Below are 12,335 nucleotides of genomic sequence, written 5' to 3'. Positions count from 1 at the left end.
CGGGAGATTGATATAATACGAGAGAGCTATTTAGAGAAGGGGAAATGAAACGGGTGGAATTAATCGAAGCATTAAAAACGACTTTGGAAGAAAAAGAACTTCCAGCATTGGCCTATCAATATGTGATTTGGAATGAAGCGAGAGGCTATCAAACCCAAAGCTTTTCTTGGTTTCAGGCAAACATTGAACTCCTCTGTTCGCTTGAGGCAATCGACCAAGAGAGCGCTGTCCATAAAGCGTGTCAATCTTTTACCCACATAGGTGCGATGGCGAATGTCATAAGGGATCAAGAGGAGTTTCAAGACTTTTGCACATTTATGAATGTCATTCCATTTGCATAGTGGATACATTGTGAATTCGATAGAGGGAGCTTACAATAGAAACTGACAGCGAGAAGGAAAACAAGAAGACACTTCTATAAGGGGTGAGTGAATGTTTCGCGGAAAGCTATATATTGATGGGACGTGGACTGGTGATCTTTTAGACACATTTGACGTGAAGAACCCAGCAACCGGTGAGGTTGTCGGGGTAATGCCGAACGGAGGAAAGGCGGAAGCTACTGCAGCGATTGAAGCAGCCCAGCGCGCTTTTCCTAAATGGCGTAAGTACACGGCCGCAGAGCGTGCAAACTTTTTGATGACATGGCATGATTTATTGCTACAACAAAAAGAAGAGATAGCTGAAATGTTAACGATGGAGATGGGGAAGCCGCTAGCTGAAGCAAGAGGTGAGATTGAATACTCAGCTTCGTTCATTCGCTGGTTTGCAGAAGAAGGAAAGCGAGTCTACGGACGGACAGTCCCTGCTTCAGCTGAAAATAAGCGAATTCACGTGCAAAAGCAGCCTGTCGGGGTCGTCGCTGCGATTACACCTTGGAACTTTCCAGCTGCAATGATCGTTCGAAAAATGGCTCCTGCATTAGCGGCTGGCTGCACATTTGTCGGTAAACCAGCAGAGCTTACCCCGCTAACAGCGGTAAAAATAGTTGAGCTGTGTGAAGAGGCTGGGTTTCCAAAAGGGGTCGTCAATCTTGTATGTGGAGATGCAAAAGAAATAGGGGAAGAAATGACGAGCCATGAGCATGTCCGAAAGTTAACGTTCACCGGATCGACGGCTGTTGGAAAATTGTTGATGAAACAAAGTGCTGGACGAATGTTAAATTTGTCCTTGGAATTAGGTGGTCAAGCACCGATGATCATTTGTGACGATGCCGACCTTGATAAAGCCGTGGCAGGTGTCGTTGCCTCGAAATATCGAAATGCAGGACAAACGTGCGTTTGCGGAAATCGGATTTACGTCCAGGAAACGATCGTAGATGAATTTGTTAAGAGGCTAACCGATAAGGTAGTACAGCTCAAGGTTGGGAATGGTCTAGAAGAGGGAGTACATATCGGGCCACTCATCGAGAAGAAAGGTTATGAAAAAGTGAAAGCTCATGTAGACGATGCGGTTGCAAAAGGGGCTCGTGTCGTGATTGGGGGGAAAGGACAAGAAGGAAACGATAGCTATTTCTATGACCCAACCATTTTGACCGATGTTCATGATGAAATGCTCGTTATGCAAGAGGAAACCTTTGGTCCGGTGGCGCCCATTCAAACATTTGCAACAGACGAAGACGTGATTGAAAAAGCGAATGGAACACGCTATGGACTAGCGGCATATTTCTTTACAGAAAATTATGCACGAGGGATTCGCTTATCCGAAGCGTTAGATTTTGGGATTGTTGGTTGGAACGATGGAGCACCATCCATAGCTCAAGCACCGTTCGGTGGGATGAAGGAAAGCGGACTTGGGCGTGAAGGTGGCCAGGAAGGAATTGAGGCATTTCTGGAAACAAAGTTTGTCTCTATTGGTCTATAGTCAATTGATTGGCGGTACGACGACATGTCACCGCCAATTCTCACACACGAAAAAAGAATGAACATTCATTCATTTTTCTGGTACAATAAATAAAAAAGGGAAGGGAGAATTTTATGACTGTTTATGAACAACTGCTAGCACTTGCTGAAAAGGTTAATGACAATCCCATACATATTCAAGGGGAGAAGGATCGTGCTTTTGAATTTAGAATTACAGGTGAGTCTCCCATGCAATTAGTGTTTGAGCAAGGACAGATGATCGTCCGTGAAGGTACACCATTGGAACCAGAGCTTGTTCTTTCGATGTCTCCTGACCATTTTCAAAAGCTACTCACGGGGTCGTTAAATACGACCATGGCATTTATGACTGGTGGATTGAAAGTAGACGGGAAAATGGGGCTAGCATTAAAGCTACAAGACATCTTAAAAAAATACTCCTAATCATAGGACACCCTCTTTCCCTTTTAGTGAAAGAGGGGTTTTTTTGTGCGAGCGCTCATTCTGACGTAGAGGCTATTTTGTACTACAATAATGAGGAAGGAGGAGATGATTGGTGAGGCTATTGTTTACACGTGCTCTTGATCCAGAGTGGATTGAACCGCTCAAAGATGAGCATGACATTCGCATGTGGACGGAAGAAAATATTCCGATGCCGCGGGAGCTTTTTTTAAAAGAGCTTGAAGAAGCCGACGGTGTATTTACGAATTTAACGGATCGTTTTGATGTAGAAGCATTTGAGCGGGCGAAACGACTTAAAGTCGTAAGTACGATGGCTGTTGGGTACGATAATATTGACATCAAAGAAGCGACAAAACGCGGGGTTTCTGTTGGACATACGCCGGGGGTTTTAACCGAGGCTACGGCTGATTTAACGTTTGCTCTCCTTATGGCCACAGGTCGTCGATTGCGCGAAAGCATCGATTATGTGCGAAATGACCAATGGAAGAGCTGGGGCCCCTTTATGTTAACGGGTCAGGCCATTTATGGAACGACATTGGGGATCATTGGAATGGGGCGAATTGGCCAAGCGGTAGCCAAACGGGCGAAGGGCTTCAATATGACGCTCCTCTATCATAATCGGAGCCGAAATGAACAGGCTGAAAAAGAGCTTGGCGCAACGTATTGCTCCCTTGATCACCTGTTAGCCAGATCTGATTACGTCGTCTTGTTGGCTCCTTCGACGGATGAAACGTGGAAGATGATGGGGCCAGCGCAATTTCAAAAAATGAAGTCGACCGCTCACTTCATCAATACATCAAGAGGAACAAATGTAGATGAACACGCCCTATACCGTGCATTGACGGAAGGGTGGATCGCAGGAGCTGGTCTTGATGTGTATGAAAAAGAGCCAATTTCAGCCGATCATCCTCTCGTACAATTGCCGAATGTTGTGGCATTGCCCCACATCGGTAGCGCCGAAGTAGGCACGAGGCGAGAGATGGTGCGCTTAGCCATTGAAAATTTGCTTCTTGGGATCAAAGGAAAATCGTTAACCCATATAGCCAATCCAGAAGTACATGAAAAATAAAAGGGATTCTTTTAAAAAGATTGAATAGGTTAGGGGTTATGTTTTGCCCTTGAGACTGTTTCAATCTTAGGAAGAAAGGAGCGGAAATTTGTTGATCTCACGAACAGTCTTTGATCAAGTCATTGAACGAAAACAGACAGCCTCCGCCAAGTGGGACGCTGTAGATCAGTTATTTCAAGGAGAAGATCTCTTGCCTATGTGGGTGGCGGATATGGATTTTCGTGCACCACAGCCTGTGATCGATGCGTTAAAAGAACGAGTAGAGCATGGGGTTTTTGGCTATCCTGTTCATTCCCCGTCTGTTGACGCAGCCGTTAAACATTGGGTGAAACGTCACTATGATTGGGAGATTCGAGAATCAGATATTGTGTACACTTCAGGTGTCGTGCCGACGATTAGTTACATCATTGAAGCGTTCACAGCGGTAGGAGACGAAATCGTAATCCAAACCCCAGTGTATTACCCATTTTATCAATTAGTGAACAATAATGAGCGGACGCTCGTGAAAAATCCCCTTCGTTTTGATGGTGAAACCTATACGATGGATCTAGAGCATTTATCATCGGTCATCTCTGAAAAAGCGAAGATGCTCATTCTATGCAACCCACATAATCCAGTCGGGCGTGTTTGGCGGAAAGAAGAATTAGAGAAGATTGCCGAGCTTTGCGTGAAACATGATTTGCTTCTCGTATCAGATGAAATTCATGCAGATTTGGTCTTTGAAGGGAAGAAACATATCCCAATTGCTTCATTATCAGCAGAGGTCGCGAGTCGCACATTTACATGTCTTGCCCCAAGTAAGACATTCAATTTGGCTGGCCTGCAAACATCCTATTGTGTCATTCGTAACGATAAGTACAGAGCTAGACTGCAAAAATATTTAAAAAAGCGGTTTATGGGTATGTCGAACTCGTTTGCGGAGCTTGTCACGGAAGTTGCGTATAACCAAGGCGATGAATGGCTGTTAGCTTTACGGAAATACGTGTGGGACAATTATTTATATGTGAAGGACACGCTTGAGACTTCAATGCCAAGACTTTCCGTCCTTGAGCCAGAAGGAACGTACTTGTTGTGGATTGATTGTTCACGATTAGGGCTAACGGCAAGTGAACGAAAGAAATGGTTGGTAGATGAAGCGAAAGTAGCGATGAATCACGGTGAAATTTTCGGTGTAGAAGGGCAGTCGTTTGAACGGATGAATATTGCTTGTCCACGAGTAACGGTTGAAGAAGCCATGCGTCGACTAAAAAGAGCCTATGATGCTTTAACGTTTGACTCGTAAAGGGGAGTATAGAGACAAGATTATTTGATTACATGTGTGTGGAGGAAAGGTAAGAATGGATAACATTCATGATGATGTATTGATTGAAGCTTACGTTCGGGCTAAAGAGCTTAATTTAAAGCAAGATTTCATTGAATTATTAATGAACGAAATGGTACGTAGATGTTTGCCTTTTCAGGAAGAGGGAATTGTAAGAATATAAAAAAAATTCTTTATACAAGAAAGGGTTTTCAGCAGTAGATCACGAATCTTTATTTAAGAAATTCGCGCGATGTTCATTTGTCTTAGCAAGTCAGGTTAAAAGGAGACATGATCATGATGAGGCAAGAACTAACAAAGAGTTTAGTGGACGAGTGTCAAAGTAAACTTGATCGTGAGCTGACAAACAAAGAGCTGGAACTCATACAATGGATATCGGAACGTCAATTAGAACTACAATTTTCGCAAAAAAGTTCGTGATAAAAAGCTAAGCTCATTTTCCTAAACGAAGATGAGCTCTTTTTTTCACTTTAAAAACGTTAACTTCTCATAAAGGAAAACGGTCGTTCTCGCCATTAAGAGTTGCTGACACTTTAAGAAAAATAAACGAAGGTATTTAGCGCAGGGCGAAGGCTTTCTCATATAGTGGTCTACGTTCAGTCATTAGCGGTTCGCTAAGCTCACCGGGAATCCTCTTGCTTTTGTTGCTTTAAGCTTTGTTACGATTTAGCATGAGGGCATGGCGGACGTAAAATAAGCCGAATTTTTTGGACAGGGATTGTGGACATATGGTTTAATTGGAGTAACGAAAAGGAGGGCTTCCATGAAAACGTTTAAGCTTTATTCGCTTCATGTATGGAAAGAAGAGGGCGATGAGATTAAACATGTGGACGTATCCATTGAAGATGGGCTCATTATTAACATGGAAAACAAGAAAAAAATGTGGCTCATCGATGCGGTTATGTCACAAGAGCAAGCGGCCTTTTTCCAAGAAATCAAACAGCAGGATCGGGATGTCATCGTTGAAGTTGTGATTACGAGTAAGAACAACTATCCGGCCACGATGATCACCCATGTCCGGAAAATGACACCATTAAAAGAGCAAGTGAGCGTTCTTTTAGAAGGGAAGTTATTACTGCAAAAAGAAGACGTCGTCGAGCATATGTTAAAAGAGCTCATCGATGAAGGGTATATGGGCCAGGAATTAATTGATGAATTTAAAACAAGACAAGGCTCTCAACAGACCCAATCGAATATCGTGTCAAACGGATTGTACCGTTCCTTAAAAGAGAGCGATCACTATCGGTTATGATTTTGTAGACAAAAACGTCAGCGTCCATTTTAAAAGGAATGGACGCTTTTGCACTTTTACTAATCATGCATAGAACGCTTTAATGCCCCCATACTAACGATGTAGTGATTATGAAACAACGGAAAAGAGGAGAGCAGTTGATGAAGGACAAGAAAACATGGGCGCTTATGTCATTAGCTTCAATTCCTCTTGTGATGACGCTCGGTAACTCCATGTTGATCCCCGTGCTTCCTATCATAGAACGTGAGCTCGACATAAGCTCATTGCAAGTGAGCTTGTTGATCACAGTTTACTCAGTCGTCGCCATTATCTTCATTCCTATCGCTGGTTATTTGTCAGACATCATCGGGCGAAAGAAGGTCATTATTCCGAGTTTAATCCTTGCTGCAATCGGAGGTGTTATCTCTGGCTTTGCTGCATGGAAGTCTTCTTCGCCTTATACGATGATCCTTGTCGGAAGACTGTTGCAAGGAATCGGTGCTGCAGGGGCTGCCCCAATCGTCATGCCGTTAGTCGGTGACTTGTTTCAACAAGAAAAAGAAGTCAGCCGAGGGCTCGGAATTATTGAAACATCAAATACATTGGGAAAAGTATTAAGCCCGATTTTAGGCGCATATTTAGCGACGATTGTATGGTATCTTCCGTTTTGGGCGATTCCTCTTTTTTGCCTGTTCTCTATTTTACTTATGCTCTTTCTTGTGAAAACGGAAAAAGAGACGAAGGAGCCTGTTCCTTTTCAGACGTTTATTCAAACGATTAAAACGATTTTTAAGCGAGAAGGTCGCTGGTTGTACGCAGTGTTTGTTGTCGGCTGTATTTGCATGTTTTTCTTATTTGGCATTCTTTTTTATTTGTCGACGATGCTGGAAGAGCGCTATCAAATTGAAGGTGTCAAAAAGGGGATTGTTTTAGCAATTCCGTTGGCCGCTCTTTGTATAGCGTCGCTGGCAACAGGGCGCTGGATTGAAGAGGATAAAGCGAAGATGAAATGGATGAGCGTGTTAGGTTTAGCATTACTAACCGCATCGACCGCGTGGATTATTTTTTCTGAGAGTATCTATGTATTGCTCGCAGGGCTTTTTATTAGCGGAATCGGAATCGGGATGACGCTTCCTAGTCTGGATGCTCTCGTGACAGAAGGAATTCACAAAGAACAGAGGGGAACGATCACTTCCTTATACAACAGCATGCGATTTGTTGGTGTTGCGTTTGGCCCGCCGCTTTTTGCCTTACTCATGAAAACATCCCATAGTATCACATTTATGGTCAATGCGATCACTGCTTTTCTTACGATGCTTCTCATTTTATGGGCGATTCGGCCGGAGGAAGGGGTCAAGCCTACATGGAGCTAAGGGAATAGTCAAATCTAAACGAATTCGCTATACTTATAGACAGCTACTTAGACGCAAGGAGCGTGTCTCATGGACGTATTCAACGATTATTACGGTTATCCCGTACGGCTTGCCTTTGATTCGACTCCTTTTTCGATAAATCCCCGACACGTTTGGGTCATCTGTCACATGGATGGTCAATGGTTACTAACGAATCATAAAAAACGTGGATTGGAGTTCCCAGGCGGAAAAGTCGAACATGGAGAAACACCAGAAGCCGCGGCTATACGAGAAGTAAAAGAAGAGACGGGAGCGACCGTTCGTTCTCTTACTTTTCTCGGTCAGTATGAGGTGACCCTTCCTAGCGAGCGGATCGTAAAAAACATTTATGCTGCGGACGTGCAAGTCCTTAGCAACCGGAACTCTTACTATGAAACAAACGGTCCGGTAAAGATAGCTGAGCTACCAGAAGCGATCGAAAAAGATCCCTCCTTCAGCTTTATTATGAAAGACCTTGTGCTAAGAAAAACACTAGATTACTTAAAACGAAAGCAGCTGTTTTAACAGGTGCTTTTTTCATCTTTCTATAAAATGTTCTAAATAAAAGGTCTTGCCCTTGACGTTACGTCAACAAGTAAGGTGGAGGGTGAAAGGAGGAACGTACGTATGAGTGAGAAAACCTATACCGTTGGAGAATTTGCTAAATTAACAGGCGTGACGGAACGTACGCTTCGTTACTATGATCAGAAAGGGCTATTAAAGCCGCAACGGGATAAACAGAGCGATCATCGCTACTATCAGATGAAAGATCTTATCCCATTGCAACGCATTTTAACCTTGAAATCACTCGATTTTTCATTGTCTGAAATTAAAAAGATGATGAAAGAGGAATATTCCATTCACGAAACATTTCAAAAGCAACAGCAATTGCTACAATGTAAACGAGATCATCTCAATCACTTAATTAAATGTCTTGAACGGATGTTAAAGTTATCAAAAATCGAAGAGTCCATCGATGAGACTTTTTATTTAGCTTTTATTCATTCACTTCTTTATGAACAAGACCAGAAGCAGCTTTTTCGTGAATATTTTTCAGAAGAGATCATCAAAAAAATGTTTCTTGAAGAGATGGATGAAACGAAACGGTTTGAATTTGAACAACAGTTTTATCAGTTATGTACCGTCTTGAAAACAATGTTTCATCAAAAATTACCGCCTGAGCATGAAAAAGTAGTCGAGACGGGCCATCAATTGATTGAGATGATTCAGCGATCTCTAGGAATGAACATCTTTCATGAAATGATGAAAAATCAAGATGTGTTAGACGAAGAGGCTCTTTCTGCTTCAGTCTTTATGCCGTTTACAGACGAAGAATTAGAGTATATTGGCACTGTCTTGGCAAAGGTGATGGAAGGTGAGGAAGAGCATTGAACGACAACAAGAAGCAAACGATTAGGTGAATGGTTTGGAAGGTTGAAAAAAATTTTGTATGATAACAGTGAATATAATTGAGGAAAGGACGACACCATTGACAAAGTTACTCAAAAAGCAGTTCGTTCCGTCTCCCAGTCCCCATATCCGTCTATCCCTTATTTCGTATGAGGTGGGAGGACTAATTGTAAAAGGATATATGGCAGAGCCAAAGACAGAAGAACCACTGCCTGGTTTGTTGTATTTACGAGGGGGGATTAAGCGAGTCGGGATGGTTCGACCAGCACGTATGATTCAGTGGGCAATGGAAGGGTTTATTGTCGTCGCTCCTTTTTATCGAGGAAATTGGGGTGGGGAAGGTCAGGAGGACTTTGCTGGAGTGGATCGAGAAGATGCCTTTGCTGCGTTTGACCTGCTAGCAGAACATCCGAATGTGATCCCGTCACAAATTCATGTTTTCGGTTTTTCTCGTGGCGGAGTGATGGCTCTCCTTTGTGGCATTTACCGACCGGTAGCCTCTGTCACAACATGGAATGGTGTATCTGATATGGTTCTTACGTATGAGGAGCGGGTTGATTTAAGGCGGATGATGAAACGTGTCATTGGCGGTACCCCTGGGAAAAAGCCCGCTGCTTATGCGGCGCGAACACCGTTACATGAAATCGCTCTTATCACTGCTCCTGTATTAATTGTTCACGGGAAGTTAGACGAGCATGTATCGTTTGAGCATGCGAGACGGTTGGAAGCACGGCTAATAGAAGAAGGGAAGCCGTATGAAGCTTGGTATTTCCCAGCATACTCGCATCAATTTCCCGCCCAAGAACATCGAAAAATATTGACGAAAGCCGCGAATTGGATGAAGCAGCATAATACACAACCAACGAGACCTTCTTAACAAGAGGTCTCGTTGCTTTAAATAAGAAAATGATTAGGAGGCATCTACAAGTAGACGAATATGATTGCCTGAAGGATCGATCACCCATTCTTCACCATGCTTCCGTTCGACTTGAAACCCGATCGTTTCTAGTCGATTGACCGTTTTTGCCCTAACCTCTTCACTCGGATACGTAAGTGAAAACCACTTCAGGCCAACGCTATGTTCAGGAGGCGTAGGGGCACCTACACCGTTCCACGTGTTTAAGCCTATATGGTGATGATAGTTGCCGGTCGAAATGAACAAAGCTTGATTCCCTAATCGGGCAACAACGTTAAACCCTAATCCTTCAATGTAAAAAGTTTCAGCCTCGAACAAATTTGCCACGTGGAGATGAATATGCCCCAAGATTGTTTCAGGGGGGAGTGCCGTCCAAGGCTCATCTTTGCCTTCGGCTAGTAAGTTCTCCGCATGGATTGGTTCGGTACTCATCTTGACTTCCCCGTTGCTCCAATCCCATGATGAAGACGGCCGATCGGCATACACTTCAACTCCATTCCCATCCGGATCAGCAAAATAAATCGCTTCGCTCACAAGGTGGTCAGATGCCCCTTGCAATGGGTACCCTGATTGTAGCAAATGGTTAAGAAATCTCCCTAAATCAGCACGGCTCGGCAATAATAGGGCAAAGTGATAAAGTCCTGTGGTTCGTGGTTGTTTTGCAATCACCGGATCTGGTTGCTCTATAACTAAAAGAGGCGTACGACCGTTTGCTGTAAGGGTAGCCGATCGCTCCGAGCGCTCTAACACTTGAAAGCCAATGATTTCTTGATAAAACGTTAACGCACGTGATAAATCACTTACCTTAATGTTCACTAGATCGACAAAGGTGTTTGGCTGACGGTGGAACTCCATCATAAGTGCCTCCAGTCTTTTTTTTTGCTAATTTTTTGGATGTAAAAAGAATGTTATCCAATGCTAAAGGAGCCGTTTTTGCGAGTGCAAAATAAACAGAAATGGCGAGCAAGGCAACATCTAGTTCATATCCACCTAAGAATCCTGCAGGCCATTTGACCGTCGCAATCGCGCCAACCATAATGATAGCGAATAAAATGGAAACATATTTTGTCCCAACACCTAATAGAACGGCTAATCCCCCGACAAGCTCTACAATTGCTACCACATAGGCAAGAAAGCCAGGAATTCCGATGCTATCAAAAAATCCTACCGTCTGACCGATCCCGTCTTGAAATTTCACGAGACCGTGAATGAAAAATGTGACTCCTAAAAATAAACGTAAAAGTAGTACGCCGATTTCTTCTTTTGTTAGCATATGATTGTATTCCTCCTATGAAATTAAAGTTAATTAATTACTTTATGTAAGTAAGTATATAATCATAATTAAATGACGTCAAGTACATTTCGTTAAATTTGTAATCAGCTTTAGTATGGGATAAGATAACAGTAGAGGTGAGTTAAAATGAATCAGTCGAACTTGTGTCCGCGATTTGAAAAAGCGATTACGATTCTAAGTCAACGGTGGACGGGCTTGATCATTTATCAATTACTATCAGGGCCACAGCGCTTCAGGTCAATTGAGTCGTCTCTTCCGATAAGCGGTCGAGTGCTTTCCGAAAGATTGAAGGATTTGGAGCAGCACGGGATTGTTAAACGTGACGTATATCCGGAGACGCCTGTTCGGATTGAATATTCCTTAACGGAAAAAGGTTTAGCGCTGGAACCGGTCTTAAAAAAAGTCGAAGCATGGTCTCAAGAATGGCTAGATGTAGAGGAGCCCTCATAAACACTCCTTTGACTGTCTTATAGATGAACATTACCGCTATACGCTTTGCTTTTATATAAAAACCACCTGTCAAATGACCGACAGGTGGTATTACCTTTTAAAAAAAATAAAAATTAATAATTGCCATACTTTGAAATTTCACGGTTTATCATATACAATCGATTTAAAATGTAACGTTATTTCAACATCATAATAAATTAGAAAAACAAGGATAAAAAAGCCTTCTAGATTTCCGTTACTAACATGCACCCTATCTGCCACGCTAACCTTGATTTCCTTTGTTTCCACTTATCATTCAACAAACATCATATTCCGTTATTAGGGAGGGGCTTTAATGTTAGGAGTAAATAAAGGAAAAGTAAAGTTGGTAGCTTATTCGCCAAAATGGAAAGAACTATTTGTTGAAGAGAAAGAAATGTTAGAATCCATCATTGGAGAAAACATCAAGGACATTCAGCATTTCGGAAGTACAGCTATTGAAGGTATTAATGCAAAACCTATCATCGACATACTCGTTGGAGTGGAATCTTTAAATGAAGTTGAGAAATTCGATAAAGAGAGATTAAAAGAAAGTGGATATTACCATTTGCGGAGAGTACGTCTTGAAGGAAAAGTAGTTTTTGCTAAATTCTCTAACTTAGAAAACCTAACGAAGACACATATAATGCACATAGTTGAACATAACGGTACTTGGTGGAAAGAGCATACCTCTTTTAGAGATTATCTTAATGAGAATCCAGAAAAAGCAAGAGAATACGAAACATTAAAAAAGAGGTTGGCATTAAAATATCCTAATGATGAACGTTTATACACCGATGAAAAGAAGAAGTTTGTTGATGGTATACTAAGTAAATTATAAAGTTTCTTCTTCAACAGACAGATGAAAATAATCAAGTCTGAAAATATGCAAGTTTTTATTCATTTTTTATAAACAA

The 12,335-nt window shown here is 42.3% G+C and carries 16 protein-coding genes; 14 read left to right on the top strand and 2 right to left on the bottom strand.

Going from position 1 to position 12,335, the window contains the following annotated elements:
• The first annotated feature begins 53 nt into the window (after positions 1–53).
• The 12 genes from FED51_RS16830 (at position 54) to FED51_RS16780 (ending at position 9,617) form a co-directional block, all read left to right on the top strand.
• Complete coding sequence (locus FED51_RS16830; protein WP_041820830.1) at positions 54–341, top strand: hypothetical protein; 288 nt, start codon at positions 54–56, stop codon at positions 339–341.
• 91 nt (positions 342–432) lie between these two features.
• Positions 433–1,860: an NAD-dependent succinate-semialdehyde dehydrogenase gene (locus FED51_RS16825; protein ID WP_053430443.1), complete on the top strand. Its 1,428-nt coding sequence runs from the start codon at positions 433–435 to the stop codon at positions 1,858–1,860.
• Between the two features lie 113 nt (positions 1,861–1,973).
• A complete protein-coding gene (locus tag FED51_RS16820; RefSeq protein WP_053430444.1) occupies positions 1,974–2,300 on the top strand; it encodes an SCP2 sterol-binding domain-containing protein in 327 nt (108 codons plus the stop codon).
• Positions 2,301–2,412: 112 nt separating this feature from the next.
• Entirely contained in the window at positions 2,413–3,387 is a 975-nt protein-coding gene (locus FED51_RS16815) for a 2-hydroxyacid dehydrogenase (RefSeq protein WP_053431925.1), read from the top strand.
• A gap of 91 nt (positions 3,388–3,478) precedes the next feature.
• Complete coding sequence (locus FED51_RS16810; RefSeq protein WP_328018150.1) at positions 3,479–4,669, top strand: MalY/PatB family protein; 1,191 nt, start codon at positions 3,479–3,481, stop codon at positions 4,667–4,669.
• A 55-nt stretch (positions 4,670–4,724) separates the two neighbouring features.
• Complete coding sequence (locus tag FED51_RS16805; RefSeq protein ID WP_010899453.1) at positions 4,725–4,871, top strand: sporulation histidine kinase inhibitor Sda; 147 nt, start codon at positions 4,725–4,727, stop codon at positions 4,869–4,871.
• A gap of 113 nt (positions 4,872–4,984) precedes the next feature.
• Positions 4,985–5,128, top strand: a complete 144-nt coding sequence (locus FED51_RS21205; RefSeq protein ID WP_010899452.1) for a hypothetical protein — start codon at positions 4,985–4,987, stop codon at positions 5,126–5,128.
• A gap of 343 nt (positions 5,129–5,471) precedes the next feature.
• The gene (locus FED51_RS16800) at positions 5,472–5,960 is read left to right on the top strand and encodes a YwpF-like family protein (protein WP_010899451.1); all 489 of its coding nucleotides are present in this window, start codon (positions 5,472–5,474) and stop codon (positions 5,958–5,960) included.
• Between the two features lie 140 nt (positions 5,961–6,100).
• Positions 6,101–7,312, top strand: coding sequence for a bacillibactin exporter BcbE (locus FED51_RS16795; RefSeq protein ID WP_053430446.1), 1,212 nt, complete (start codon positions 6,101–6,103; stop codon positions 7,310–7,312).
• A gap of 69 nt (positions 7,313–7,381) precedes the next feature.
• A complete protein-coding gene (gene ytkD, locus FED51_RS16790) occupies positions 7,382–7,855 on the top strand; it encodes an RNA deprotection pyrophosphohydrolase (RefSeq protein ID WP_053430447.1) in 474 nt (157 codons plus the stop codon).
• A gap of 102 nt (positions 7,856–7,957) precedes the next feature.
• Positions 7,958–8,722, top strand: coding sequence for a MerR family transcriptional regulator (locus tag FED51_RS16785; RefSeq protein WP_053430448.1), 765 nt, complete (start codon positions 7,958–7,960; stop codon positions 8,720–8,722).
• Between the two features lie 97 nt (positions 8,723–8,819).
• Complete coding sequence (locus FED51_RS16780) at positions 8,820–9,617, top strand: alpha/beta hydrolase family protein (RefSeq protein WP_233443846.1); 798 nt, start codon at positions 8,820–8,822, stop codon at positions 9,615–9,617.
• A 33-nt stretch (positions 9,618–9,650) separates the two neighbouring features.
• Here the strand turns inward: FED51_RS16780 and FED51_RS16775 are convergent, their stop codons facing one another.
• Positions 9,651–10,511, bottom strand: coding sequence for a VOC family protein (locus FED51_RS16775; protein ID WP_010899446.1), 861 nt, complete (start codon positions 10,509–10,511; stop codon positions 9,651–9,653).
• Positions 10,462–10,929 (bottom strand): DoxX family protein, encoded by a 468-nt coding sequence (locus FED51_RS16770; RefSeq protein WP_233443845.1) that lies wholly within the window; start codon positions 10,927–10,929, stop codon positions 10,462–10,464. Before FED51_RS16770 ends, FED51_RS16775 begins: the two co-directional genes overlap by 50 nt.
• Positions 10,930–11,076: 147 nt before the next feature.
• Between FED51_RS16770 and FED51_RS16765 the strand changes: the two genes are divergently transcribed.
• Positions 11,077–11,400 carry a winged helix-turn-helix transcriptional regulator gene (locus tag FED51_RS16765; RefSeq protein ID WP_053430450.1) on the top strand — a complete coding sequence of 108 codons (324 nt, stop codon included), beginning with the start codon at positions 11,077–11,079 and terminating at the stop codon, positions 11,398–11,400.
• A 334-nt stretch (positions 11,401–11,734) separates the two neighbouring features.
• Entirely contained in the window at positions 11,735–12,259 is a 525-nt protein-coding gene (locus tag FED51_RS16760) for a GrpB family protein (protein WP_053430451.1), read from the top strand.
• The last annotated feature ends 76 nt before the right edge of the window (positions 12,260–12,335 follow it).

It is taken from the genome of Halalkalibacterium halodurans (assembly GCF_005671335.1).
In the GTDB taxonomy this organism is placed as follows: Bacteria; Bacillota; Bacilli; order Bacillales; family Bacillaceae_D; genus Halalkalibacterium; species Halalkalibacterium halodurans.
The sequence above is the reverse complement of the archived record's forward strand: the minus strand, read 5'-3'. Positions and strand labels throughout refer to the sequence as shown.

What these genes read in the sequence shown, in the direction of transcription:
- FED51_RS16825 (WP_053430443.1), top strand. Translation starts at nt 433, where the DNA reads ATGTTTCGCGGAAAGCTATATATTGATGGGACGTGGACTGGTGATCTT.
- FED51_RS16820 (WP_053430444.1), top strand. Translation starts at nt 1,974, where the DNA reads ATGACTGTTTATGAACAACTGCTAGCACTTGCTGAAAAGGTTAATGAC.
- FED51_RS16805 (WP_010899453.1), top strand. Translation starts at nt 4,725, where the DNA reads ATGGATAACATTCATGATGATGTATTGATTGAAGCTTACGTTCGGGCT.
- FED51_RS21205 (WP_010899452.1), top strand. Translation starts at nt 4,985, where the DNA reads ATGATGAGGCAAGAACTAACAAAGAGTTTAGTGGACGAGTGTCAAAGT.
- FED51_RS16800 (WP_010899451.1), top strand. Translation starts at nt 5,472, where the DNA reads ATGAAAACGTTTAAGCTTTATTCGCTTCATGTATGGAAAGAAGAGGGC.
- FED51_RS16795 (WP_053430446.1), top strand. Translation starts at nt 6,101, where the DNA reads ATGAAGGACAAGAAAACATGGGCGCTTATGTCATTAGCTTCAATTCCT.
- ytkD (WP_053430447.1), top strand. Translation starts at nt 7,382, where the DNA reads ATGGACGTATTCAACGATTATTACGGTTATCCCGTACGGCTTGCCTTT.
- FED51_RS16785 (WP_053430448.1), top strand. Translation starts at nt 7,958, where the DNA reads ATGAGTGAGAAAACCTATACCGTTGGAGAATTTGCTAAATTAACAGGC.
- FED51_RS16775 (WP_010899446.1), bottom strand. Translation starts at nt 10,511, where the DNA reads ATGGAGTTCCACCGTCAGCCAAACACCTTTGTCGATCTAGTGAACATT.
- FED51_RS16770 (WP_233443845.1), bottom strand. Translation starts at nt 10,929, where the DNA reads ATGCTAACAAAAGAAGAAATCGGCGTACTACTTTTACGTTTATTTTTA.
- FED51_RS16765 (WP_053430450.1), top strand. Translation starts at nt 11,077, where the DNA reads ATGAATCAGTCGAACTTGTGTCCGCGATTTGAAAAAGCGATTACGATT.
- FED51_RS16760 (WP_053430451.1), top strand. Translation starts at nt 11,735, where the DNA reads ATGTTAGGAGTAAATAAAGGAAAAGTAAAGTTGGTAGCTTATTCGCCA.